This window comes from Streptomyces sp. NPDC039423, assembly GCF_055598725.1.
In genome coordinates this window covers 87,701-108,901 of sequence record NZ_JBVKAH010000013.1, presented here as the reverse complement: position 1 = coordinate 108,901, position 21,201 = coordinate 87,701, and the positions used below count along the sequence as shown (strand labels likewise).

Below are 21,201 nucleotides of genomic sequence, written 5' to 3'. Positions count from 1 at the left end.
CTTGACGGTACCTACAGCAGTGACGGGTCGCGACCGCAACCGCACTGGGGCAGAAGGGGCACAGCGATGAAGGGCACTGTCGGAGAGTTGGGGGAGTTCGGGCTGATCAGGGAGCTCACCTCCCGGCTCACCTCCACCCCGGCGGTACGGATCGGGCCCGGCGACGACGCCGCGGTCGTGGCCGCACCCGACCGGCGCGTGGTGGCCAGCACGGACATCCTGCTGGAGGGACGGCACTTCCGCCGCGACTGGTCCACCGCCTACGACGTCGGCCGCAAGGCCGCCGCGCAGAACCTCGCGGACATCGCTGCCATGGGTGCCGTACCGACCGCGCTGCTCCTCGGCCTCGTCGTCCCCGCCGAACTGCCGGTCACCTGGCCGACCGAGCTGATGGACGGGCTGCGCGACGAGTGCCAGGTCGCGGGCGCGGCCGTGGTCGGCGGCGACGTCGTGCGCGGCGACACCATCACCGTCTCCATCACCGCCCTGGGCGACCTCCGCAACCACGAACCGGTCACCCGCGGCGGGGCACAGCCCGGCGACGTCGTGGCCTACACCGGCTGGCTCGGCTGGTCGGCGGCCGGCTACGCGGTCCTCTCCCGCGGGTTCCGCTCGCCGCGGGCCTTCGTCGAGGCCCACCGGCGGCCCGAACCGCCCTACCACGCGGGCCCCGCGGCCGCCGGGCTCGGCGCCACCGCCATGTGCGACGTCAGCGACGGCCTGATCGCCGACCTCGGGCACATCGCCGAGGCCAGCAAGGTCCGCATCGACCTGCGCTCCGGGCTCATCGACATCCCGACCCAGATGAACGACATCGGCCAGGCCGTCGGCGTCGATCCCATGCAGTGGGTCCTCACCGGCGGCGAGGACCACGCGATCGTCGCCACCTTCCCGCCCGACGTGAAGCTGCCCGCCCGCTGGAAGGTCATCGGCGAGGTCCTCAACCCCTCCGCCCTGCCCCAGGTGACCGTCGACGGCGCCCCCTGGCACGCCCAGGGCGGCTGGGACCACTTCGGGGACGACGAGTGACCCGGCCCGCACCCCCGCGCGTCCTGACCGTCGCCGGGTCCGACCCGGGCGGCGGCGCCGGCATCCAGGCGGACCTGAAGACCATGCTGGCGCTCGGTACGCACGGCATGAGCGTGATCACCGCCGTCACCGCGCAGAACTCCCTCGGCGTCCAGGGCGCCTGGGAACTGCCGGTGGAGGCGGTGCGGGCCCAGTACCGCAGCGTCGTCGACGACATCGGCGTCCAGGCCGTGAAGACCGGCATGCTGGCCTCGGCGCCGCTCGTGGAGGCGGTGGCGGAGCTGCTGGCCGGGACGGACGCGCCCGTGGTCGTCGACCCCGTAGGGGTGTCCAAGCACGGGGATCCGCTGCTGGCGGCCTCCGCCCTCGACTCCGTACGCGAGCTGCTGCTGCCGGCCGCCACCGTCGCCACGCCCAACCTGGACGAGGTGGCCCGGCTCACCGGCGTGACGGTGACGGGCGAGGAGGACCTGCGGCGGGCCGCCGGAGCGGTCCTGGAGTACGGCCCGCGCTGGGCGCTCATCAAGGGCGGCCACCTGCCCGGGGCCACGGCCGACGCCGTGGACCTGCTCACCGACGGCACGGAGGAGCACTGGCTGCGGGCCCCGCGCCACGACAACCGGCACACCCACGGCACGGGCTGCACCCTGGCCTCGGCGGTCGCCGCGGGCCTCGCCCTGGGCCTGACCGTGCCCGACGCGGTACGGCGGGCCAAGGAGTACGTGACCGGGGCCATCGCGGCCGGCTTCGCGCTGGGCGGCGGCATCGGCCCGGTGGACCACGGCTGGGCCCTGCGCGGCTAGCCGCGGGGCCTTCGGGCACGGCGAAAAGCCGGTCCACCCAAGGGTGGACCGGCTTTCAAGGCAACCGCAGAGGCTGCGCTACGACGAACCGTCGTCGGCGTTAGCGCGAGACCTTGCCGGCCTTGATGCACGAGGTGCAAGCGTTGAGCCGCTTCGGCGTCCCACCGACCACTGCACGCACACGCTGGATGTTCGGGTTCCAGCGACGAGACGTACGGCGGTGCGAGTGCGAGATGTTGTTGCCGAAGCCCGGCCCCTTGCCGCAGACGTCGCAGTTGGCAGCCACGGGTCACTCCAAAGACTTCAGATGCACTTACAGTGAAATCCGGCGAGCCGGAATCAGATCTGGATGACTGAAGTGGCGTTGCCGGGGGAATGGCCCGACTTTCATCGGGCAACCGGAGCAGCATACAACGACTGCTCCGGTTCAACGAAACTACCACGGTCCGCCCGGCCCCCGCCCCGGGACCCCGGCCCGCCCGGGGTCTACCCTGCGGTGCAGTCAGCCCTGCTCAAGGAGGACACCAGGTGCCGCAGACCCTGCCGCAGGCGCTCGATCCCGCAGTGGTCCGTAGCTGGTGCTCACTGGCGCTGGAGGCGCTCGGCCGGGAGCGCGAGGAGATCGACGCGATCAACGTCTACCCGGTCGCGGACGGGGACACCGGCACCAACCTCTACCTCACCGTCGAGTCCGCCTCCCAGGCGGTGGAAGCGGTCTTCTCCGCGATCGACGCCCCCGACTTCGCCGACACCGTCCGCGCCATGGCGCACGGCGCGCTGATCGGCGCCCGGGGGAACTCCGGGACCATCCTGTCGCAACTGCTGCGGGGCATGAGCGAGGTCCTCGCCGAAGGACGTGACGGAGACCACCTGGTCAGGGCGCTGCGCCAGGCCTCCGTTTCCGCCCGGGAGGCGGTCGCCCACCCCGTCGACGGCACGATCCTGAGCGTCGCCGCCGCGGCCGCGTCCGCCGCGGCGGGGGGCGAGGACGTGGTGGCCGTCGCCCGCGCCGCGTACGCGGGCGCCCGGACCGCCCTGGAGGCCACGCCCGCCCAGCTCGCCGTCCTGGAGCGGGCCGGCGTGGTCGACGCCGGCGGGCGCGGGCTCGTCACGGTGCTGGGCGCGCTGGTGCAGGCGCTGTCCGGCGAGGCGCCCGCGCGCGCCCCGCGGGTGCCCCGGGCGGCCGCCCCCGCCCTGGAGTCCTGCTCGGAGGCCGGGCCCGCCTACGAGGTCATCTACCTGCTGGAGGCCGACCAGGCGGCCGTGGCCCGGCTCCGCGACCGGCTCGACGCGCTCGGCGACTCCCTGGTCGTGGTGGGCGGCGACGGGCTGTGGAACGTCCACGTCCACGTGGACGACGCCGGGGCTGCGGTGGAGGCGGGTGTCGAGGCGGGCCGCCCGTACCGGATCCGGATCACGCACTTCGGTACGGACCCGGCGCCCGAGCGGCGGGAGGGCCGCGCGGTGGTGGCCGTCCTGCCCGGAGAGGGCCTCGCGCGCCTGTGCGCCGAGGCGGGCGCCACGACGGTGCTGGCCCGCCCCGGGGAGCCGCCCGCCAGTGGCGAGCTCGTCGACGCGATCCGGCGCGCCCGGGCGCGGGAGGTCGTCCTGCTGCCGAACGACGCGGCCCTGCGGCACACCGCGGCCGCCGCCGCCGAGCAGGTCCGCGCGGAGGGCGTCCGGGTCGCCCTGGTCCCGACGCGCGCCGCCGTCCAGGGCATCGCCGCCCTGGCCGTCCACGAACCCGAGCGGCGCTTCGACGAGGACGTCGTCGCCATGACCGCCGCGGCGGGCGCCACCCGGTACGGCGAACTGGCCGTCGCCGAGGCCCGGTCGTTCACGTCCGCGGGCGTGTGCCAGGCCGGTGACGTGCTCGGCCTGATCGACGGCGACGTCGCGGTGATCGGCCAGGACGTGGCCGTCACGGCCGTGACGGTCCTGGACCGGATGCTCTCGGCGGGCGGCGAGCTGGTGACGCTCGTCGTGGCGGACGACGCCCCCGCGACGCTGGCGGAGCGGCTGGAGACCCACGTACGCGAGACCCACCTCGCGGTCGACACGGTCACCTACCCGGGCGGCCCCCAGGCCCCCCTCCTCCTCATCGGCGTCGAATAACGCCGAGCCCCCCGCACGCCCGCCCCGCCCCGGGCCGTACGCCGACCGCGGCCCGGCGGGTGGGGGCACGGCTCCGGCTGCGGCCGCCTGTCAGTGGCGTGGTGTGCAATGGAGACGTGTCAGCTCTCGACGAACCACTGAAGAAGCAGCTCGGCGCCGCCACCGCCAAGGTGATGGCCGAGCACCTCGACCTGCACACCGTCGGCGACCTGCTCCACCACTACCCGCGGCGGTACGCCGAGCGCGGCGAGCTCACCACGCTCGCCGACCTCCCGCTGGACGAGCACGTCACGGTGGTCGCCCGCGTCGCGGACGCGCGCGTGCTGACGTTCAACGGCGCCAAGGGGCGCGGCCAGCGGCTGGAGGTGACCATCACCGACGGCAGCGGCCGGCTGCAACTGGTGTTCTTCGGCAAGGGCGTCCACAAGCCCCACAAGGACCTGCTGCCCGGCACCCGCGCGATGTTCGCCGGCAAGGTCTCCGTGTTCAACCGCAAGACGCAGCTCGCCCACCCCGCGTACGAGCTGCTGCGCGGCGAGGACGGCGAGAGCGCCGTGGACAGTTGGGCGGGGGCGCTCATCCCGATCTACCCGGCCACCACCAAGCTGGAGTCCTGGAAGATCGCCAAGGCGGTCGACGCGGTGCTCCCCAGCGCCGCGGAGGCGGTCGACCCGCTGCCCCCCGCGCTCCGCGAGGGGCGGGGCCTCACCGACCTGCCGGACGCCCTCCGCAAGATCCACCGCCCGCGCACCAAGGCGGACGTCGACGACGCCCGGGAGCGGCTCAAGTGGGACGAGGCGTTCGTCCTCCAGGTTGCCCTGGCCCGGCGGCGGTACGCGGACACCCAGTTGCCGGCCGTGGCGCGCAAGCCGGTGCCGGGCGGGCTGCTGGACGCCTTCGACGCCAAGCTGCCGTTCACCCTCACCGAGGGGCAGGAGAAGGTGTCGGCGGAGATCTTCGGCGATCTGGCGACCGAACACCCCATGCACCGGCTCCTCCAGGGCGAGGTCGGCTCCGGCAAGACGATGGTGGCGCTGCGGGCGATGCTCGCCGTGGTCGACGCGGGCGGGCAGGCCGCGATGCTCGCCCCCACCGAGGTCCTCGCCCAGCAGCACCACCGGTCCGTCACCGAGATGATGGGCGAGCTGGCCGAGGGCGGGATGCTCGGCGGGGCCGAGCACGCCACCAAGGTGGTGCTGCTGACCGGCTCCATGGGCACCGCCGCGCGGCGGCAGGCGCTGCTGGACCTGGTGACCGGCGAGGCGGGCATCGTCATCGGCACCCATGCGCTGATCGAGGACAAGGTGCAGTTCCACGACCTGGGCCTGGTGGTGGTGGACGAGCAGCACCGGTTCGGGGTGGAGCAGCGCGACGCCCTGCGGGGCAAGGGCAAGCAGCCGCCGCACCTGCTGGTCATGACCGCCACGCCCATTCCCCGGACGGTCGCGATGACCGTCTTCGGCGACCTGGAGACCTCCGTCCTCGACCAGCTCCCCGCCGGCCGCTCGCCGATCGCCAGCCATGTGGTGCCGGCCGCCGACAAGCCGCACTTCCTGGCCCGCGCCTGGGAGCGGGTCCGCGAGGAGGTGGGCAACGGCCACCAGGCCTACGTGGTCTGTCCCCGGATCGGCGACGAGGAGGACGACAAGAAGAAGACGCAGGACGACGCCGGGAAGCGGCCCCCGCTGGCCGTGCTGGACATCGCCGAGCAGCTGACCCGGGGCCCGCTGGCGGGCCTCCGCGTGGAGGTGCTGCACGGCAGGATGGCCCCCGACGACAAGGACGCCGTGATGCGCCGCTTCGCCGCGGGCGAGACCGACGTCCTGGTCGCGACGACCGTCATCGAGGTGGGCGTGAACGTCCCCAACGCCACCGCCATGGTGATCATGGACGCGGACCGGTTCGGCGTCTCCCAGCTCCACCAGCTCCGCGGCCGGGTCGGCCGGGGCTCCGCCCCCGGGCTGTGCCTGCTGGTCACCGAGATGCCCGAGGCGAGCCCCGCCCGGCAGCGCCTGGCGGCCGTCGCCTCGACCCTGGACGGCTTCGAGCTCTCCCGTATCGACCTCGAACAGCGCCGCGAGGGCGATGTGCTGGGCCAGGCCCAGTCCGGGGTCCGGTCCTCGCTGCGCATGCTGGCCGTCATCGACGACGAGGAGGTCATCGCCGCCGCCCGCGAGGAGGCGGTCGCCGTCGTCGCCGCCGACCCCGGTCTGGAGCGTCTGCCCGAACTGCGCACCGCCTTGGACGCCCTGCTCGACAAGGAGCGCGAGCAGTACCTGGAGAAGGGCTGAGCGGTGCGCGGGCGCGGTGAACCCATATCGTGGAGACACCAGCACCCACCGGTTAAGGACCTCAGATGACCCGCGTGATCGCCGGTGCGGCCGGCGGACGCCGCCTGGCCGTGCCGCCGGGCAACGGCACCCGCCCCACCTCCGACCGGGCACGCGAGGGGCTGTTCTCCACCTGGGAGGCGCTCCTCGGCACGCTGCACGGCACCCGCGTCGCCGATCTGTACGCCGGCTCCGGCGCCGTCGGCCTGGAGGCGCTCTCCCGGGGCGCCACCCACGCCCTGCTCGTGGAGGCCGATCAGCGGGCCGCCCGTACGGTCCGGGAGAACGTGCGCGCCCTCGGCCTGCCCGGCGCCGAGGTCCGCGCCGGCAAAGCGGAACAGATCGTGACGACCCCGGCGCCCTCCGACCCGTACGACATCGTCTTCCTCGACCCGCCGTACGCCGTCCCGGACGACGATCTTGGAGAGATCCTCCTCACACTCCGCACCAAAGGCTGGCTCGCCGACGGCGCGCTCGTCACCGTGGAGCGCAGCACCAGAGGCGGAGAATTCGCCTGGCCGGACGGTTTCGCACCACTGCGGGCCCGTCGCTACGGCGAGGGAACGTTTTGGTACGGTCGCGCCGCCTCTACGTGCGAAGACGCACGATGACCGGTTCGGAGAGCGAGGGAATCCAGTTGCGCCGCGCAGTCTGTCCGGGGTCGTTCGACCCCATCACCAACGGACACCTCGACATCATCGCCCGCGCCTCCAAGCTGTACGACGTCGTGCACGTGGCGGTGATGATCAACCAGGCCAAGCAGGGCCTGTTCACGGTCGAGGAGCGGATGGATCTCATCCGCCAGGTCACCGGTGAGTACGGCAACGTCAAGGTCGAGTCCCACCACGGCCTGCTCGTCGACTTCTGCAAGGAGCGCGACATCCCCGCCATCGTCAAGGGGCTCCGGGCCGTCAGCGACTTCGACTACGAGCTCCAGATGGCCCAGATGAACAACGGGCTGTCCGGCGTGGAGACGCTCTTCGTGCCGACGAACCCGACCTACAGCTTCCTGTCGTCCTCGCTGGTCAAGGAGGTCGCCGCCTGGGGCGGTGACGTCTCGCACCTGCTCCCGCCCGTGGTGCACCGGGCCCTGGTCGAGCGCCTGGGCGGCAAGTGACCGGCTGACGGCCCGTCACCCGGTGTCGGGGAGCCGCCGGCTGGCCTTACAGTCGTCCCGTCCGTCTCCAAACCGGTTGTAGGAAGTGGCGAGCACACGGTGGACGTGCAGAAGAAGCTCGACGAGATCGTCGGGACGGTCGCGAGCGCCCGTTCCATGCCCATGTCGGCCTCCTGCGTGGTCAACCGCGCCGAGCTGCTCGCGATGCTCGACGAGCTGCGCCAGGCCCTGCCGGGCTCGCTGGCCCAGGCCCAGGAGCTGATCGGCGACCGTGAGCAGCTTGTCGAGCAGGCCCGGCAGGAGGCGACGCGGATCATCGAGGCCGCCCACGCCGAACGCGGCTCGCTGATCTCCGACACCCAGGTCGCCCGCCAGTCGCAGGAGGAGGCCGACCGGATCCTCGCCGAGGCCCGCCGGGAGGCGGAGGAGATCCGCGCCGAGGCCGACGACTACGTCGACTCCAAGCTCGCCAACTTCGAGGTGGTCCTCACCAAGACCATCGGCTCCGTCGACCGCGGCCGGGAGAAGCTCCTCGGCCGGGGGCCCGGCCTGGACGACCAGGGGTACGCGGACGAGGACGCCCCCGAGTACAGCGCGGACCCGCAGACCCTGGTCCGGCGCGCGGACGAGTACGTCGACGCCAAGATCAGCGCCTTCGAGGCCGTACTGACCAAGACCCTGGAGGCCGTCGGGCGCGGCCGCCAGAAGCTGCACGGCCGGATCGCCACCGACGACCTGGGTGCCCACATGGCCGCCCAGGACGCGGCGGGCGGCGGACGGCAGCACACCAGCGACGCCGACTACCTGGCCGGCCTGGCCGAGCTGGCGGACCCGGAGCCGGCCGCCGCCCCCGTCCCGGCCCAGCAGCCCGACCCGTACGCGTACCAGCCGCCCCAGGACGCGTACGCCTACCAGTCCGACCCGTACGCCTACCAGGGCTACGACCAGGGCCAGGGCTATCCGCAGCAGCCGTACCCCGGCGCGGACGCCCAGGCCCCGTACGCCGCGCCCTACGAGGCGCAGCCGCCCCAGCAGCAGCCGCGGGCAGCCGCGCTCGACGAGACGAGCTTCTTCGACACGAGCATGATCGACCTGGATCAGCTCCGCCAGTACGAGCAGGGTCACGGGCAGGGGCACTGATCCGGCCCGGATTGGGCTGTGGGCGGAGCGTCCAGTATCCTGGCTCTTCGGTCGCGAGTACGTCCGCGATCCCGCGTGCCCGCAACGGCTCCACATCCGCTGCGCGGGCCGCCCCCAGACGATCCGAAAGCAGGAAGAACCCTGAGTACGCGCCTCGACCACCGCAACCCCCTCGTGTTCGACACGCACGAGCTGGGCCGGCGTCCCGGTGCCCTCCAGCGGATCTCCCGCACCGTCGAGGCCCCCGCGGACCTCGGCATCGACGGGGTCATCGGCGTACCGCAGGGCTCGCCCGTCGAGCTGGACCTCCGCCTCGAGTCGGTCATGGAAGGGGTGCTCGTCACAGGCACCTCCCGTGCGACGGCCGAGGGGGAGTGCGTAAGGTGTCTGGAGCCGCTGCGCCAGGATGTCGCGGCGGACTTCCAGGAAATGTTCTCGTACCCCGACACCGACGACCGGGGCCGCCACGCGGCCGCGGACGACGATGCCGAGGACGACGAGGACATGACCCCCCTCGAGGACGGCATGTTCGACCTCGAGCCGGTGCTGCGTGATGCGGTGGTGCTCGCACTGCCGATGCAGCCGGTGTGCCGGGAGGATTGTGCGGGGCTGTGCGCCGAATGCGGCGCCAACCTCAACGACGACCCGGACCACCACCATGACGCCGTCGACATCCGTTGGGCGGCACTGCAGGGACTCGCCGATTCACTCGGGACCGGCGAGAAGGACAACATGAGCGGCGCCGAAGCGGGCGTCGACGAGAAGCAGGAGAAGTAGCCGTGGCTGTTCCGAAGCGGAAGATGTCGCGCAGCAACACGCGCCACCGCCGGTCGCAGTGGAAGGCTGCGGTCCCCACCCTGGTTTCGTGTGAGCGTTGCCAGGAGCCGAAGCAGCAGCACATCGCGTGCCCCAGCTGCGGCACGTACAACAAGCGCCAGGTCCTCTCGGTCTGAGCGGGCTGGTGAGAGGCACCGTGTCTAGCCACAAAATGGCGGATGACGCCAAGAAGCAGGCGGAAAACACGGCCTCGTCCCACACGCTTCTGGAAGGGCGGCTCGGGTACCACCTCGAGTCCGCCCTTCTGGTGCGTGCGCTGACCCACCGTTCGTACGCGTACGAGAACGGCGGTCTGCCCACCAACGAGCGGCTGGAGTTCCTCGGGGACTCCGTGCTCGGCCTGGTGGTCACGGACACGCTGTACCGCACCCACCCCGACCTGCCCGAAGGCCAGTTGGCCAAGTTGCGGGCCGCGGTGGTCAACTCGCGTGCGCTGGCGGAGGTCGGCCGCGGCCTCGACCTGGGCTCCTTCATCCGGCTCGGCCGGGGCGAAGAGGGCACCGGGGGCCGGGACAAGGCATCCATCCTCGCCGACACCCTCGAAGCGGTGATCGGCGCGGTCTATCTCGACCAGGGCCTCGAAGCGGCGTCCGAGCTGGTGCACCGGCTCTTCGACCCGCTGATCGAGAAGTCCTCGAACCTCGGCGCCGGCCTGGACTGGAAGACCAGCCTCCAGGAACTCACCGCGGCCGAGGGTCTCGGCGTCCCGGAGTACCTGGTCACCGAGACCGGACCGGACCACGAGAAGACCTTCACTGCTGCTGCCCGCGTCGGTGGTGTCTCGTACGGCACCGGCACCGGCCGCAGCAAGAAGGAAGCGGAACAGCAGGCGGCGGAGGCCGCCTGGCGGGCCATCCGCGCCGCGGCGGACGAGCGGGAGGCGGCGGCAGCGGCCGCGGCCGGATCCGGCTCGGACGCGGGCACGGAACCCGGTGGGAACACCACCGGCCCGGACTCCGGTCCCGAAGAGGTCGCCGACCCCTCTTCGGTCTCCGGGGCCTCGGCCTGAATCCCGGACCGGGCCGTGTCCGGCCCGGTCCGTTCGCTTCCACCCCGTCGCTCCCCCTCCGCCCCCGGGCGCGGGGGGAAACACGCGACGGGGCTTTCTCACGACCGCGCGAAGGAGCGACGTGCCCGAGCTGCCCGAGGTCGAAGTCGTACGCCGCGGCCTGGAGCGCTGGGTCAGCGGGCGGACCGTCTCCGACGTCCAGGTCCTGCACCCCCGTGCCGTACGGCGGCACCTCGCCGGCGGCGAGGACTTCGCCGCGCGGCTGGCGGGGCACCGCTTCGGGATCGCCCGGCGGCGCGGCAAGTACCTGTGGCTGCCGCTGGACGACACCGACGCGTCCGTCCTCGGACACCTCGGCATGAGCGGGCAACTGCTCGTGCGGCCGGAGGACGCGGCCGACGAGAAGCACCTCCGGATCCGCGTCCGCTTCGACGACGAGCGGGGCACCGAACTGCGCTTCGTCGACCAGCGCACCTTCGGCGGGCTCTCCCTCCACGAGAACACCCCGGACGGGCTGCCCCTGCCGATCGCCCACATCGCGCGCGACCCCCTCGACCCCGCCTTCGACGACGCCGCCTTCCACACGGCGCTGCGGCTGCGGCGTACGACGGTCAAGCGGGCGCTGCTCGACCAGTCGCTGATCAGCGGTGTCGGCAACATCTACGCGGACGAGGCGCTGTGGCGCTCCCGCCTCCACTACGACCGTCCCACGGCGAGCCTCACCCGCCCCCGCTCCGCCGAGCTCCTCGGTCATGTGCGGGACGTGATGACGGCGGCGCTCGCGGTCGGCGGCACCAGCTTCGACAGCCTGTACGTCAACGTCAACGGCGAGTCGGGCTACTTCGACCGCTCCCTGGACGCGTACGGCCGCGAGGGCGAGCCCTGCCGGCGCTGCGGCACCCCGATGCGCCGCCGTCCCTGGATGAACCGCTCCAGCTACTACTGCCCGCGCTGCCAGCGACCCCCGCGCATCGCGCCCCGCACCCCGGCCTGACGCTCCCGGCGGGGCGCGGGCCGCTGACGGCGACGGCTCAGAAGCCGAAGAAGTGACATGCCGGTTCTCTGACCTGCGGTCGTCTGACCGATCAACGCTGTGACCTGCGGCTGAGCCGTCAACGGTTGTCAGCGTCGGTCGCCGTCGAGCACCCTTTCACGGCTCCGTGAAGGCCCGGGAAGGCGCTCGACGGTACCGACTTCCCCGGCCGTGGTAGCCGGTGCCATGACCTGGGACGTCCCCACAGGTGCTACGACCCGGCCCGAATGGGTCGGACCTCAGCAGACGGGCATCGCCGGGCGGTACACCGCGCCGTTTCATCCGGAAGTGGTTGCATTGGAGAGGTGACGGAGCCAGAGTCGGGAGGGGGACAGGAGGCAGCCGTGATCGTCCTCGCCATCTTCCTTCTCATCATCGGGACGATCTTGATCCTTATCGGGACGATCCTGATCGTCATCGGGGCAATCTTGATCCTCATGGGGATGACCCTGATCGCCATTGCGACCTACTTGCTAATCCGGAGCGCATTGAAGCGCCGGGAGCGCAAGAAAAATGTCGATCAGGGTTGGGCGCCCTGAGCGCCGTGAGGCTGATTCCATGACATGCACGCCCTACGGCACTTCTGCGCATCCGTGCTGCTTGACGCGGGCGAGAGCATCAAGGCCCTCGGCGAATACCTGGGCCATCACGGTCCCGGCTTCACTCTGCGGACGTACACGCACCTGATGCCGTCCAGCCAGACCCGTACGCGGGCCGCCGTGGATGCGGTCTTCGGTACCTCAAGGGCTACGGATGACGGTCCCGAGACGGCCCAGCAGGGCTGATAGCGCTCTGACCGGCGCTTATCTCAAAAGCCGAAGTCCTGGGTCCACCAGGGGCCGCCGTCGGCGAAGTGCACGCCGACGCCCAGCCGCGTGTAGTCGCAGTTGAGGATGTTGGCACGGTGGCCGTCGCTGTTCATCCAGGACTCCATCACGGCCTCGGCGTCCGCCTGGCCCCGGGCTATGTTCTCGGCGGCCAGCCCCTGGACGCCCGCGGTGGCGGCACGGTCCCAGGGCGAGGCCCCGTCGGGGTCGGTGTGCGAGAAGAAGCCGCGCTCGGCCATGTCCCGGCTGTACGCGCCGGCCAGGGCCCCGAGTCCGCGGGACGCCTGCACCGGGGTGCAGCCCACCTTGGCGCGCTCGGCGTTGACCAGGGTGAGCACCGCGGCCTCGGCGGCCGCCTCCCGGCCGTTGTCGGCGGCGGCAGCGGCGGAGGACGGGACGGGAACCGCGGGCGGCGCCGGCCGCTCGACGGTCCGCTCGGGCGCGGGGGTCGGTGTGACCGGGCGCGTGGGCACGGCGCTCTTGGCGGCCGTCTTCCGGGGGGCCGGAGGCTTCGTCGTCCGCGGCGCGGAGGGGGACGGGGCGGAGGGGGTCGGCGTGGCGGTCCGGGAGGGGGCGAGGGTCCGCTCCGAGCTCCGGCTCGCGGCCGTCGAGGGGCGCTGGGGCGTGGCGTCGGCGCCGCCCTGGGTGGTGAGCTCGGGGGCGCCCCCGGCGTGTACGCGCTCGCCGGAGCCGCTGCCGCCGATGGTGAAGGTGTCGCCACCGGGGAGCAGGCCGGAGGCCACGGCGACGGCGCCCACCGCCATCGCGGCGGAGGCGCCGAGCAGCCCGGTGCGTACGGGCACCACGGCCCGGTTCTTCCGGTGGCGTCCCATCTGCTGTGCCTTCCTGCGTCGACGTCTGGTCAGGACATCAAGGTCAGTCGGTCGCTCGCCCGAACGGGTGAGGCCATTTCGTCGGGACTGTACGCCATGACGGGTGGGGGAGAAGTGCTCCGAGTGCAATTGGCCGGTTAGCGTGCAGCCATGAAAGAAGACGCACGGCTCACCGCCTGGGTGCGCGGCCGAGTACAGGGAGTGGGCTTCCGCTGGTTCACCAGGGCAAATGCTTTGGAGATCGGAGGCCTCACCGGCTTCGCCCTGAATCTTGACGACGGCAGGGTGCAGGTGGTGGCCGAGGGCCCGAGTGAGAATTGCCACCGTTTGCTGGAGTGGCTTCGCTCCGGCGACACACCCGGAAGTGTCGACGGGGTGACTGAGATCTGGGACACCCCGCGCGGTGGTTACGACGGCTTCGCGATCCGCTGACGATCTTGGTCCCGGGGCCTCCCCGCGCCGGCCCGGGACGCCCCGGCGGAGCTGCCGTGGGCATGTGCGCGGGGAGAAACGGCCTGGTGGTTGCCAAGAACGGCGGTCCGTGCCAGGCTGCGCGGGTAAGGATGATCCACGGCCCGGTCCGTGCGGTCGTCACGCCCCAGGGCACCGCTGAGAGAGCCGCCGCCGCGCCGTTCGTGGCCGCAGGCCCCCGGTCGCCCCTTGATGCGGGGCGTGATCGTGTTGACCGTCAAACTTTTTGGTGAGACTCTGGAAGCCCCGCGCACCTTAGCTGTTTGGCAGTAAGAACCGCAGCGGCACCACCCACTGCCGGACTCCGCGGGTGCCATTCCCTCACGACCCACACCGCTTCGGTCGGTCACTCAGTGTGGAGGACCAAAAGTCATGGCAAAGGCGCTTCTCGGTTATGTCGGCGGTTCCGACCCGCGACTTCTCGCCGAGATGCGACGGCTTCAGCAGCGCGTGCAGGACCTCGAGTCCGAGCTCGTACGGATTCAGTCCGAGAACGACGCGCTGAACGCCGCCGCACACAGCGAGTCGCTGCTCGACGGCATCGACATCGACGTACCCAAGGCGGAGCCTGCGCTCACCTGAACCCAGCCCCCGTCGGCCAGGCCCGTATCGGCACGTCGGTATCGGGCAGGGTGAGAAACACTCTCGCGAGATATGCAAGGGACGCTTCGGCGTCCCTTCTTCTTTTCCTCCCCCGGGAACTCCGTCCTTCCCTCCGCCGTCACCCGGCGTTCCACTGATCCTTACCGTCTGATCTGCCCTTCGTGTTCATGGGGCAAACGGGAAGCGGCGGGTAAAGTCCGGGGGCGTGCACCTCAAGGCCCTGACCCTGCGCGGCTTCAAGTCGTTCGCCTCCGCCACCACTCTCCGGTTCGAACCGGGAATCACCTGCGTCGTGGGGCCCAATGGCTCGGGCAAGTCCAATGTGGTGGACGCGCTCTCCTGGGTCATGGGAGAGCAGGGAGCCAAGTCGCTGCGCGGCGGCAAGATGGAGGACGTCATCTTCGCCGGGACGACCGGCCGCCCGCCGCTCGGCCGGGCCGAGGTCTCCCTCACCATCGACAACTCCGACGGCGCGCTGCCCATCGACTACGCCGAGGTCACCATCACCCGGATCATGTTCCGGGGCGGCAGCAGCGAGTACCAGATCAACGGCGACACCTGCCGGCTCCTCGACATCCAGGACCTGCTCAGCGACTCCGGCATCGGCCGGGAGATGCACGTCATCGTCGGGCAGGGCCAGCTCGACTCCGTCCTGCACGCCGACCCGATGGGGCGCCGGGCGTTCATCGAGGAGGCCGCCGGCGTCCTCAAGCACCGCAAGCGCAAGGAGAAGGCGCTGCGGAAGCTGGACGCGATGCAGGCCAACCTCGCCCGCGTCCAGGACCTCGCCGACGAGCTGCGCCGCCAGCTCAAGCCCCTGGGACGGCAGGCCGCCGTGGCCCGCCGGGCCGCCGTCATCCAGGCCGACCTCCGCGACGCCCGGCTGCGGCTGCTCGCGGACGACCTCGTACGCCTCCGGGAAGCGCTGGCGGCCGAGATCGCCGACGAGGCCGCGCTGAAGGAGCGCAAGGAGCGGGCGGAGGCGGCCCTGACGGCCGCACTCGGCCGGGAGGCGGAGCTGGAGGAGGAGGTCCGCCTCCTCACGCCCCGGCTCCAGCGCGCCCAGCAGACCTGGTACGAGCTGTCGCAGCTCGCCGAGCGGGTGCGCGGCACCGTCTCGCTGGCCGACGCGCGGGTGAAGAGCGCCACCGCCGCGCCGGTCGAGGAGCGGCGCGGCCGCGACCCCGAGGACCTGGAGCGGGAGGCCGCCCGGGTCCGCGAGCAGGAGGCGGAGCTGGAGGCCGCGCTGGAGGCGGCCCGGCGGGCGCTGGAGGACACCGTCGCCCACCGCGCCGAGCTGGAGCGGGAACTGGCGGTGGAGGAGCGGCGCCTGAAGGACCTGGCCCGGGCGATCGCCGACCGGCGCGAGGGCCTGGCCCGGCTGAGCGGACAGGTCGGCGCGGCCCGGTCCCGGGCCGCCTCCGCGCAGGCGGAGATCGACCGGCTGGCCGCCGCCCGCGACGAGGCGCGGCAGCGGGCGGTCACCGCGCAGGAGGAGTACGAGGCGCTCAAGGCGGAGGTCGACGGGCTGGACGCCGGCGACGCCGAGCTGGCCGAGCGGCACGAGGCGGCCAAGCGGGAGCTGGCCGACGCCGAGGCGGCCCTCGGTGCCGCGCGGGAGGACGCCACCGCGGCGGAGCGGCGGCGGGCGGCCGTGGCCGCACGGCACGAGGCCCTCTCGCTGGGCCTGCGCCGCAAGGACGGCACCGGCGCGCTGCTGGACGCCGGGGACCGGCCGGCCGGCCTGCTGGGCCCGGCGGCCGAGCTGCTGACCGTCGCGCCCGGGTACGAGGTGCCGGTCGCCGCCGCCCTGGGCGCGGCCGCCGACGCGATCGCGGTACGGGACCCGGCGGCGGCCGCGGAGGCCATCCGGCTTCTGCGCAAGCAGGACGCGGGGCGCGCCGCCCTGCTGCTGGCCGGGCCGCCGGACGGACCGGCGGAGCGGGGCCGGGGGGAGGCCTCCGGGGAGCAGCGGCCCGGGGGAGCGGGTCCCGAAGACCTGGCCGCCGGGGGAGCGGGCCCCGACGAGCACGGCGAGCGGGGCCGCGGAGAGGGACGGATCTACGCGGCGGATCTGGTGCGCGGGCCCGACGAGCTGATGCCCGCGGTGCGGCGGCTGCTGCGGAACGTGGTCGTGGTCGCCGGGCTGGAGGACGCCGAGGACCTGGTGTACGCCCGCCCCGGACTGGTGGCCGTCACCGCCGAGGGCGACGTGCTGGGCGCGCACTTCGCGCAGGGCGGTTCGGCGGGGGCGCCCAGCCTCCTGGAGGTCCAGGCCTCGGTGGACGAGGCCGCCGCCGAACTGGCCCGGCTGGCCGTACGGTGCGAGGAGCTGGCCGCCGCGCAGGCGGCGGCCGGCGAGCGGCGCCGGGCCGCGGCCGCCCGGGTCGAGGAGCTGGCCGAGCGGCGCCGGGCGGCGGACCGGGAGAAGTCCTCGGTCGCGCAGGCGCTGGGGCGGCTGGCCGGGCAGGCGCGGGGCGCCGCGGGGGAGGCCGAGCGGACCGCGGCGGCCGCCGCCCGGGCCCAGGAGGCCCTGGAGCGGGCCACCGAGGAGGCCGAGGAGCTGGCGGAGCGGCTGCTGGTCGCCGAGGAGACCCCGGTCGAGGAGGAGCCCGACACCTCGGTGCGCGACCGGCTCTCCGCCGACGGCGCGAACGCCCGCCAGACCGAGATGGAGGCCCGCCTCCAGGTCCGTACGCACGAGGAGCGGGTCAAGGGGCTGGCCGGGCGCGCCGACTCCCTCGACCGGGCCGCCCGGGCCGAGCGGGAGGCGCGGGCCAGGGCCGATGAGCGCCGCGCCCGGCTGCGCCACGAGGCCGGCGTCGCCGGAGCGGTGGCGTCCGGTGCCCGCCAGCTCCTGGCGCACGTCGAGGTGTCCCTGGTGCGGGCGGAGCGGGAGCGGGCGGCGGCCGAGGCGGCCAAGGCGGCCCGCGAGCGGGAGCTGGCGGCGGCCCGGGTCCGGGGCCGGGAGCTGAAGGGCGAACTGGACAAGCTCACCGACTCGGTGCACCGGGGCGAGGTGCTGGGTGCCGAGAAGCGGTTGCGGATCGAGCAGCTGGAGACCCGGGCGCTGGAGGAGCTGGGTGTGGAGCCGGGCGCGCTGGTCGCCGAGTACGGGCCCGACCAGCCGGTGCCGCCGTCGCCGTCCGCCGAGGGGGAGGAGCTGCCGGACGACCCGGACCACCCCCGCAACCGGCCGGGACGTTTCGTCCGCGCGGAACAGGAGAAACGCCTGAAGTCGGCCGAGCGGGCGTACCAACAGCTCGGGAAGGTGAACCCGCTGGCGCTGGAGGAGTTCGCGGCGCTGGAGGAGCGTCACCAGTTCCTGTCCGAGCAGCTCGAGGACCTGAAGAAGACACGGGCCGACCTCCTTCAGGTGGTGAGGGAGGTGGACGTACGCGTCGAGCAGGTCTTCACCGAGGCGTACCGCGACACGGCCCGGGAGTTCGACGGGGTCTTCTCGCGGCTCTTCCCGGGCGGCGAGGGGCGGCTGGTGCTGACCGATCCCGACAACATGCTCACCACGGGCGTGGACGTCGAGGCCCGTCCGCCGGGCAAGAAGGTCAAGCGGCTGTCGCTGCTGTCCGGCGGGGAGCGGTCGCTGACGGCCGTGGCCATGCTGGTGTCGATCTTCAAGGCACGGCCGAGTCCGTTCTACGTGATGGACGAGGTCGAGGCGGCGCTGGACGACACCAACCTCCAGCGGCTGATCAGGATCATGCGGGAACTCCAGGAGAGCTCGCAGCTGATCGTGATCACCCACCAGAAGCGCACGATGGAGGTCGCCGACGCGCTGTACGGGGTGTCCATGCAGGGGGACGGCGTCTCGAAGGTCATCAGCCAGCGCCTGCGGTGAGGCCTCCGCCGGCCCCGAGGCCAGTTGGTTTCATCTTCTGAACGCAAGCCGACACGCCGTGCGCTCAGATTCATAGTCCAATGACTCTTGACTTCGAAACTTGAAGGAATAGTCTCTTCAGCGTTGCTTTTACCTTCAAGTGGTGGGCGGCGTGAAGTTGTGCGCCACTGGAAGGGCTCGCCCCCCATGCCCGGCGACGGCGCCGGGTACCAGGAGTTCACGTGACCAGCACAGCGCAGCCGCCGGCGTCGGGGGCCCGAGAGGCCCATCCCGACCACCTCGGCCATGTCATCTTCATCACGGCCGCCGCCGCGATGGGCGGATTCCTCTTCGGCTACGACAGCTCCGTCATCAACGGTGCCGTCGAGGCCATCCGCCACCGGTACGAGATCGGCTCCGGCACCCTCGCCCAGGTCATCGCCATCGCCCTGATCGGCTGCGCCATCGGCGCCGCGACCGCCGGCCGCATCGCGGACCGCATCGGCCGCATCCGCTGCATGCAGATCGCCGCCGTCCTGTTCACCATCAGCGCCGTCGGTTCCGCCGTGCCGTTCGCCCTGTGGGACCTCGCCGTGTGGCGCGTGGTCGGCGGCTTCGCCATCGGCATGGCCTCGGTGATCGGCCCGGCCTACATCGCCGAGGTCGCCCCCGCCGCCTACCGCGGCCGGCTCGGCTCCTTCCAGCAGGCCGCGATCGTCGTCGGCATCGCCGTCTCGCAGCTCGTCAACTGGGCCATCCTCAACATGGCCGACGGCGACCAGCGCGGTGAGATCGCCGGCCTGGAGGCCTGGCAGTGGATGCTCGGCGTCATGGTCGTCCCGGCCGTGCTCTACGGCCTGCTCTCCTTCGCGATCCCCGAGTCGCCCCGGTTCCTGATCTCCGTCGGCCGCAAGGACCGGGCCAAGGAGGTCCTGGCCGAGGTCGAGGGCAAGGGGGTCGACCTGGACGCCCGCGTCCGGGAGATCGAGAACGCCATGCGCCGCGAGCACAAGTCGACCTTCCGCGACCTGCTCGGCAGCCGCTTCGGCTTCCTGCCCATCGTCTGGGTCGGCATCGGCCTGTCCGTCTTCCAGCAGCTCGTCGGCATCAACGTGGCCTTCTACTACTCCTCGACGCTGTGGCAGTCGGTCGGCATCAACCCGTCGAGCTCGTTCTTCTACTCGTTCACCACGTCGATCATCAACATCATCGGCACGGTGATCGCGATGATCCTGGTGGACCGGGTCGGCCGCCGGCCGCTCGCCCTGGTCGGCTCCGCCGGTATGGCGATCGCCCTCGCCTTCGAGGCCTGGGCCTTCTCCGCCGATCTCGTCGGCGGCAAGCTGCCCACCACCCAGGGTGTCGTCGCCTTGGTCGCCGCCCACCTCTTCGTGCTCTTCTTCGCCCTCTCCTGGGGCGTGGTGGTCTGGGTCTTCCTCGGCGAGATGTTCCCCAACCGGATCCGCGCCGCCGCCCTCGGCGTCGCCGCCTCCGCCCAGTGGATCGCCAACTGGGCCATCACCGCGAGCTTCCCGTCCCTGGCGGACTGGAACCTCTCCGGCACCTACGTCATCTACACGGTCTTCGCCGTGCTCTCCATCCCCTTCGTGCTCAAGTACGTGAAGGAGACCAAGGGCAAGGCGTTGGAGGAGATGGGCTAAACCCCGCTGCCCCTCTCCTCGGAACGAGAACTGCCCCGGTTCAGGCCCCGACGGCCTTGAGCCGGGGCAGTACGTGTTCCCCGAGCAGGTGCGGGGAGCACCAGAGGTTCAGCCCGTTGAAGACGATCAGTCCCGCCCCCACGGTGAGCAGCGGCACACTGATGTTCGCGGCGACACACGTGGGGAACAGCTCCCGGATGTGACCGGGTGCATGTCCGAGACCGTCCGTCGGGGCGGTCGTGGCCGATACTGGACGGGTTATGGAAATCGTCATCCTTGCTGTAGTCATCGCTCTGGTCGCGGTCGGCGCGATCAGCGGCCTCGTGGTCAGCAGCCGCAAGAAGAAGCAGCTGCCGCCGCCCCAGGCGCCGTCGAGCACGCCGACCATCACCGCTCCGCCCACCGAGCCGCACGTCGGCGAGGAGGCGGAGACACCGCGGGAGGAACCGCGCCGCACCATCGAGGAGGTGGACCTCCCGACGGCCGAAGAGGCCCTGGAGGCCCCCGCCGCCGTCGAGGACCCGCTCGTCGCGGCCCCGCCCGCACCCGAGATCGAGATCCCGGAGCCCACCGCCGGCCGGCTGGTCCGGCTGCGCGCCCGGCTCGCCCGCTCGCAGAACAGCCTGGGCAAGGGCCTGCTGACGCTGCTGTCGCGGGAGCACCTCGACGAGGACACCTGGGAGGAGATCGAGGACACCCTCCTCACCGCGGACGTCGGCGTCGCCCCCACCCAGGAACTGGTGGAGCGCCTGCGCGAGCGGGTGCGCGTCCTCGGCACCCGGACGCCGGAGGAGCTGCGCGGTCTGCTGCGCGAGGAACTCCTCGCCCTGATCGGCACCGACCTGGACCGCACCGTCCACACCGAGAGCGACCTCGACACGCCCGGCATCGTCATGGTCGTCGGCGTCAACGGCACCGGCAAGACCACGACCACCGGCAAGCTGGCCCGGGTCCTGGTCGCCGACGGCAAGTCCGTCGTGCTCGGCGCCGCCGACACCTTCCGCGCCGCGGCCGCCGACCAGCTCCAGACCTGGGGCGAGCGGGTCGGCGCCCGGACCGTGCGCGGCCCGGAGGCGGGCGACCCGGCGTCGGTCGCCTACGACGCGGTGAAGGAAGGTATCGCCGAGGGCGCGGACGTGGTCCTCATCGACACCGCGGGCCGGCTGCACACCAAGACCGGTCTGATGGACGAGCTCGGCAAGGTCAAGCGCGTTGTGGAGAAGCACGGCCCGCTGGACGAGGTGCTCCTCGTCCTGGACGCCACCACCGGCCAGAACGGCCTGGTGCAGGCGCGGGTCTTCGCGGAGGTCGTGGACATCACCGGCATCGTGCTCACCAAGCTGGACGGCACCGCCAAGGGCGGCATCGTCGTCGCGGTCCAGCGGGAGCTGGGCGTGCCGGTGAAGCTCATCGGCCTGGGCGAGGGCCCGGACGACCTGGCGCCGTTCGAGCCGGAGGCCTTCGTCGACGCCCTGATCGGGGACTGACACCCCGGACGCCCGTCCGGTACGGGCCGGCCGCCGGGTGCGGCGGGCCGGCACAGCGGCCGGGGCGGCAC

Annotated in this window: 19 protein-coding genes and 2 pseudogenes; 18 read left to right on the top strand and 3 right to left on the bottom strand. The window is 72.4% G+C overall.

Annotated features, from left to right (window positions below):
• The first annotated feature begins 66 nt into the window (after nucleotides 1-66).
• Together ACZ7LK_RS30345 and thiD are read left to right on the top strand one after the other, a co-directional pair.
• On the top strand, nucleotides 67-1,029 hold the full coding sequence (locus tag ACZ7LK_RS30345) for a thiamine-phosphate kinase (RefSeq protein ID WP_392277030.1): 963 nt from the start codon (nucleotides 67-69) through the stop codon (nucleotides 1,027-1,029).
• Nucleotides 1,026-1,832, top strand: a complete 807-nt coding sequence (gene thiD / locus ACZ7LK_RS30340; RefSeq protein ID WP_392277031.1) for a bifunctional hydroxymethylpyrimidine kinase/phosphomethylpyrimidine kinase — start codon at nucleotides 1,026-1,028, stop codon at nucleotides 1,830-1,832. The genes ACZ7LK_RS30345 and thiD overlap by 4 nt, the downstream gene beginning before the upstream one ends.
• A gap of 100 nt (nucleotides 1,833-1,932) precedes the next feature.
• Here thiD and rpmB read toward each other — a convergent pair whose 3' ends face one another.
• Nucleotides 1,933-2,118 carry a 50S ribosomal protein L28 gene (gene rpmB / locus ACZ7LK_RS30335; protein WP_031074643.1) on the bottom strand — a complete coding sequence of 62 codons (186 nt, stop codon included), beginning with the start codon at nucleotides 2,116-2,118 and terminating at the stop codon, nucleotides 1,933-1,935.
• A gap of 242 nt (nucleotides 2,119-2,360) precedes the next feature.
• Here rpmB and ACZ7LK_RS30330 point away from each other — a divergent pair, with 242 nt between their 5' ends.
• The 11 genes and pseudogenes from ACZ7LK_RS30330 to ACZ7LK_RS30280 all read left to right on the top strand — a co-directional run.
• Nucleotides 2,361-3,947: a DAK2 domain-containing protein gene (locus ACZ7LK_RS30330; protein WP_469464500.1), complete on the top strand. Its 1,587-nt coding sequence runs from the start codon at nucleotides 2,361-2,363 to the stop codon at nucleotides 3,945-3,947.
• 173 nt (nucleotides 3,948-4,120) lie between these two features.
• Nucleotides 4,121-6,238, top strand: coding sequence for an ATP-dependent DNA helicase RecG (recG, locus tag ACZ7LK_RS30325; protein WP_471144496.1), 2,118 nt, complete (start codon nucleotides 4,121-4,123; stop codon nucleotides 6,236-6,238).
• A 65-nt stretch (nucleotides 6,239-6,303) separates the two neighbouring features.
• A complete protein-coding gene (gene rsmD, locus ACZ7LK_RS30320) occupies nucleotides 6,304-6,888 on the top strand; it encodes a 16S rRNA (guanine(966)-N(2))-methyltransferase RsmD (RefSeq protein ID WP_392277033.1) in 585 nt (194 codons plus the stop codon).
• Between the two features lie 26 nt (nucleotides 6,889-6,914).
• Nucleotides 6,915-7,394: a pantetheine-phosphate adenylyltransferase gene (gene coaD / locus ACZ7LK_RS30315; RefSeq protein ID WP_392277034.1), complete on the top strand. Its 480-nt coding sequence runs from the start codon at nucleotides 6,915-6,917 to the stop codon at nucleotides 7,392-7,394.
• Between the two features lie 99 nt (nucleotides 7,395-7,493).
• The gene (locus ACZ7LK_RS30310; protein WP_392277035.1) at nucleotides 7,494-8,534 is read left to right on the top strand and encodes a cell division initiation protein; all 1,041 of its coding nucleotides are present in this window, start codon (nucleotides 7,494-7,496) and stop codon (nucleotides 8,532-8,534) included.
• A gap of 141 nt (nucleotides 8,535-8,675) precedes the next feature.
• Nucleotides 8,676-9,311 carry a YceD family protein gene (locus ACZ7LK_RS30305; RefSeq protein ID WP_392277111.1) on the top strand — a complete coding sequence of 212 codons (636 nt, stop codon included), beginning with the start codon at nucleotides 8,676-8,678 and terminating at the stop codon, nucleotides 9,309-9,311.
• A gap of 2 nt (nucleotides 9,312-9,313) precedes the next feature.
• Nucleotides 9,314-9,487, top strand: coding sequence for a 50S ribosomal protein L32 (gene rpmF, locus ACZ7LK_RS30300; RefSeq protein WP_030496967.1), 174 nt, complete (start codon nucleotides 9,314-9,316; stop codon nucleotides 9,485-9,487).
• An 8-nt stretch (nucleotides 9,488-9,495) separates the two neighbouring features.
• Nucleotides 9,496-10,380 (top strand): ribonuclease III, encoded by an 885-nt coding sequence (rnc, locus tag ACZ7LK_RS30295; RefSeq protein WP_471144470.1) that lies wholly within the window; start codon nucleotides 9,496-9,498, stop codon nucleotides 10,378-10,380.
• 121 nt (nucleotides 10,381-10,501) lie between these two features.
• A complete protein-coding gene (gene mutM / locus ACZ7LK_RS30290) occupies nucleotides 10,502-11,374 on the top strand; it encodes a bifunctional DNA-formamidopyrimidine glycosylase/DNA-(apurinic or apyrimidinic site) lyase (protein ID WP_392277037.1) in 873 nt (290 codons plus the stop codon).
• A gap of 383 nt (nucleotides 11,375-11,757) precedes the next feature.
• The gene (locus ACZ7LK_RS30285; RefSeq protein WP_392277038.1) at nucleotides 11,758-11,952 is read left to right on the top strand and encodes a hypothetical protein; all 195 of its coding nucleotides are present in this window, start codon (nucleotides 11,758-11,760) and stop codon (nucleotides 11,950-11,952) included.
• A gap of 24 nt (nucleotides 11,953-11,976) precedes the next feature.
• Nucleotides 11,977-12,198: pseudogene (locus tag ACZ7LK_RS30280) on the top strand (site-specific integrase); the annotation flags it as partial.
• 23 nt (nucleotides 12,199-12,221) lie between these two features.
• Here the strand turns inward: ACZ7LK_RS30280 and ACZ7LK_RS30275 are convergent.
• A complete protein-coding gene (locus ACZ7LK_RS30275; protein ID WP_471144467.1) occupies nucleotides 12,222-13,073 on the bottom strand; it encodes a CAP domain-containing protein in 852 nt (283 codons plus the stop codon).
• A 150-nt stretch (nucleotides 13,074-13,223) separates the two neighbouring features.
• Between ACZ7LK_RS30275 and ACZ7LK_RS30270 the strand changes: the two genes are divergently transcribed.
• From ACZ7LK_RS30270 to ACZ7LK_RS30255, 4 genes are all read left to right on the top strand, one after another.
• Nucleotides 13,224-13,505: an acylphosphatase gene (locus ACZ7LK_RS30270; RefSeq protein WP_392277041.1), complete on the top strand. Its 282-nt coding sequence runs from the start codon at nucleotides 13,224-13,226 to the stop codon at nucleotides 13,503-13,505.
• 411 nt (nucleotides 13,506-13,916) lie between these two features.
• Entirely contained in the window at nucleotides 13,917-14,126 is a 210-nt protein-coding gene (locus ACZ7LK_RS30265) for a hypothetical protein (RefSeq protein WP_073754570.1), read from the top strand.
• A gap of 226 nt (nucleotides 14,127-14,352) precedes the next feature.
• Nucleotides 14,353-18,003 carry an AAA family ATPase gene (locus ACZ7LK_RS30260; RefSeq protein WP_471144465.1) on the top strand — a complete coding sequence of 1,217 codons (3,651 nt, stop codon included), beginning with the start codon at nucleotides 14,353-14,355 and terminating at the stop codon, nucleotides 18,001-18,003.
• A gap of 221 nt (nucleotides 18,004-18,224) precedes the next feature.
• Nucleotides 18,225-19,643, top strand: a complete 1,419-nt coding sequence (locus ACZ7LK_RS30255) for a sugar porter family MFS transporter (RefSeq protein WP_392277043.1) — start codon at nucleotides 18,225-18,227, stop codon at nucleotides 19,641-19,643.
• Nucleotides 19,644-19,743: 100 nt separating this feature from the next.
• Here ACZ7LK_RS30255 and ACZ7LK_RS30250 read toward each other — a convergent pair.
• Nucleotides 19,744-19,932: pseudogene (locus tag ACZ7LK_RS30250) on the bottom strand (cytosine permease); the annotation flags it as partial.
• On the opposite strand from ACZ7LK_RS30250, the gene ftsY reads away from it, so the two are divergent.
• Nucleotides 19,904-21,130 (top strand): signal recognition particle-docking protein FtsY, encoded by a 1,227-nt coding sequence (gene ftsY, locus ACZ7LK_RS30245; RefSeq protein ID WP_392277044.1) that lies wholly within the window; start codon nucleotides 19,904-19,906, stop codon nucleotides 21,128-21,130. The pseudogene ACZ7LK_RS30250 and the gene ftsY sit on opposite strands and share 29 nt — an antisense overlap.
• Nucleotides 21,131-21,201: the final 71 nt, after the last annotated feature.

What these genes read in the sequence shown, in the direction of transcription:
- rsmD (WP_392277033.1), top strand. Translation starts at nt 6,304, where the DNA reads ATGACCCGCGTGATCGCCGGTGCGGCCGGCGGACGCCGCCTGGCCGTG.
- ACZ7LK_RS30265 (WP_073754570.1), top strand. Translation starts at nt 13,917, where the DNA reads ATGGCAAAGGCGCTTCTCGGTTATGTCGGCGGTTCCGACCCGCGACTT.
- recG (WP_471144496.1), top strand. Translation starts at nt 4,121, where the DNA reads ATGGCCGAGCACCTCGACCTGCACACCGTCGGCGACCTGCTCCACCAC.
- ACZ7LK_RS30275 (WP_471144467.1), bottom strand. Translation starts at nt 13,073, where the DNA reads ATGGGACGCCACCGGAAGAACCGGGCCGTGGTGCCCGTACGCACCGGG.
- ftsY (WP_392277044.1), top strand. Translation starts at nt 19,904, where the DNA reads ATGGAAATCGTCATCCTTGCTGTAGTCATCGCTCTGGTCGCGGTCGGC.
- ACZ7LK_RS30270 (WP_392277041.1), top strand. Translation starts at nt 13,224, where the DNA reads ATGAAAGAAGACGCACGGCTCACCGCCTGGGTGCGCGGCCGAGTACAG.
- ACZ7LK_RS30345 (WP_392277030.1), top strand. Translation starts at nt 67, where the DNA reads ATGAAGGGCACTGTCGGAGAGTTGGGGGAGTTCGGGCTGATCAGGGAG.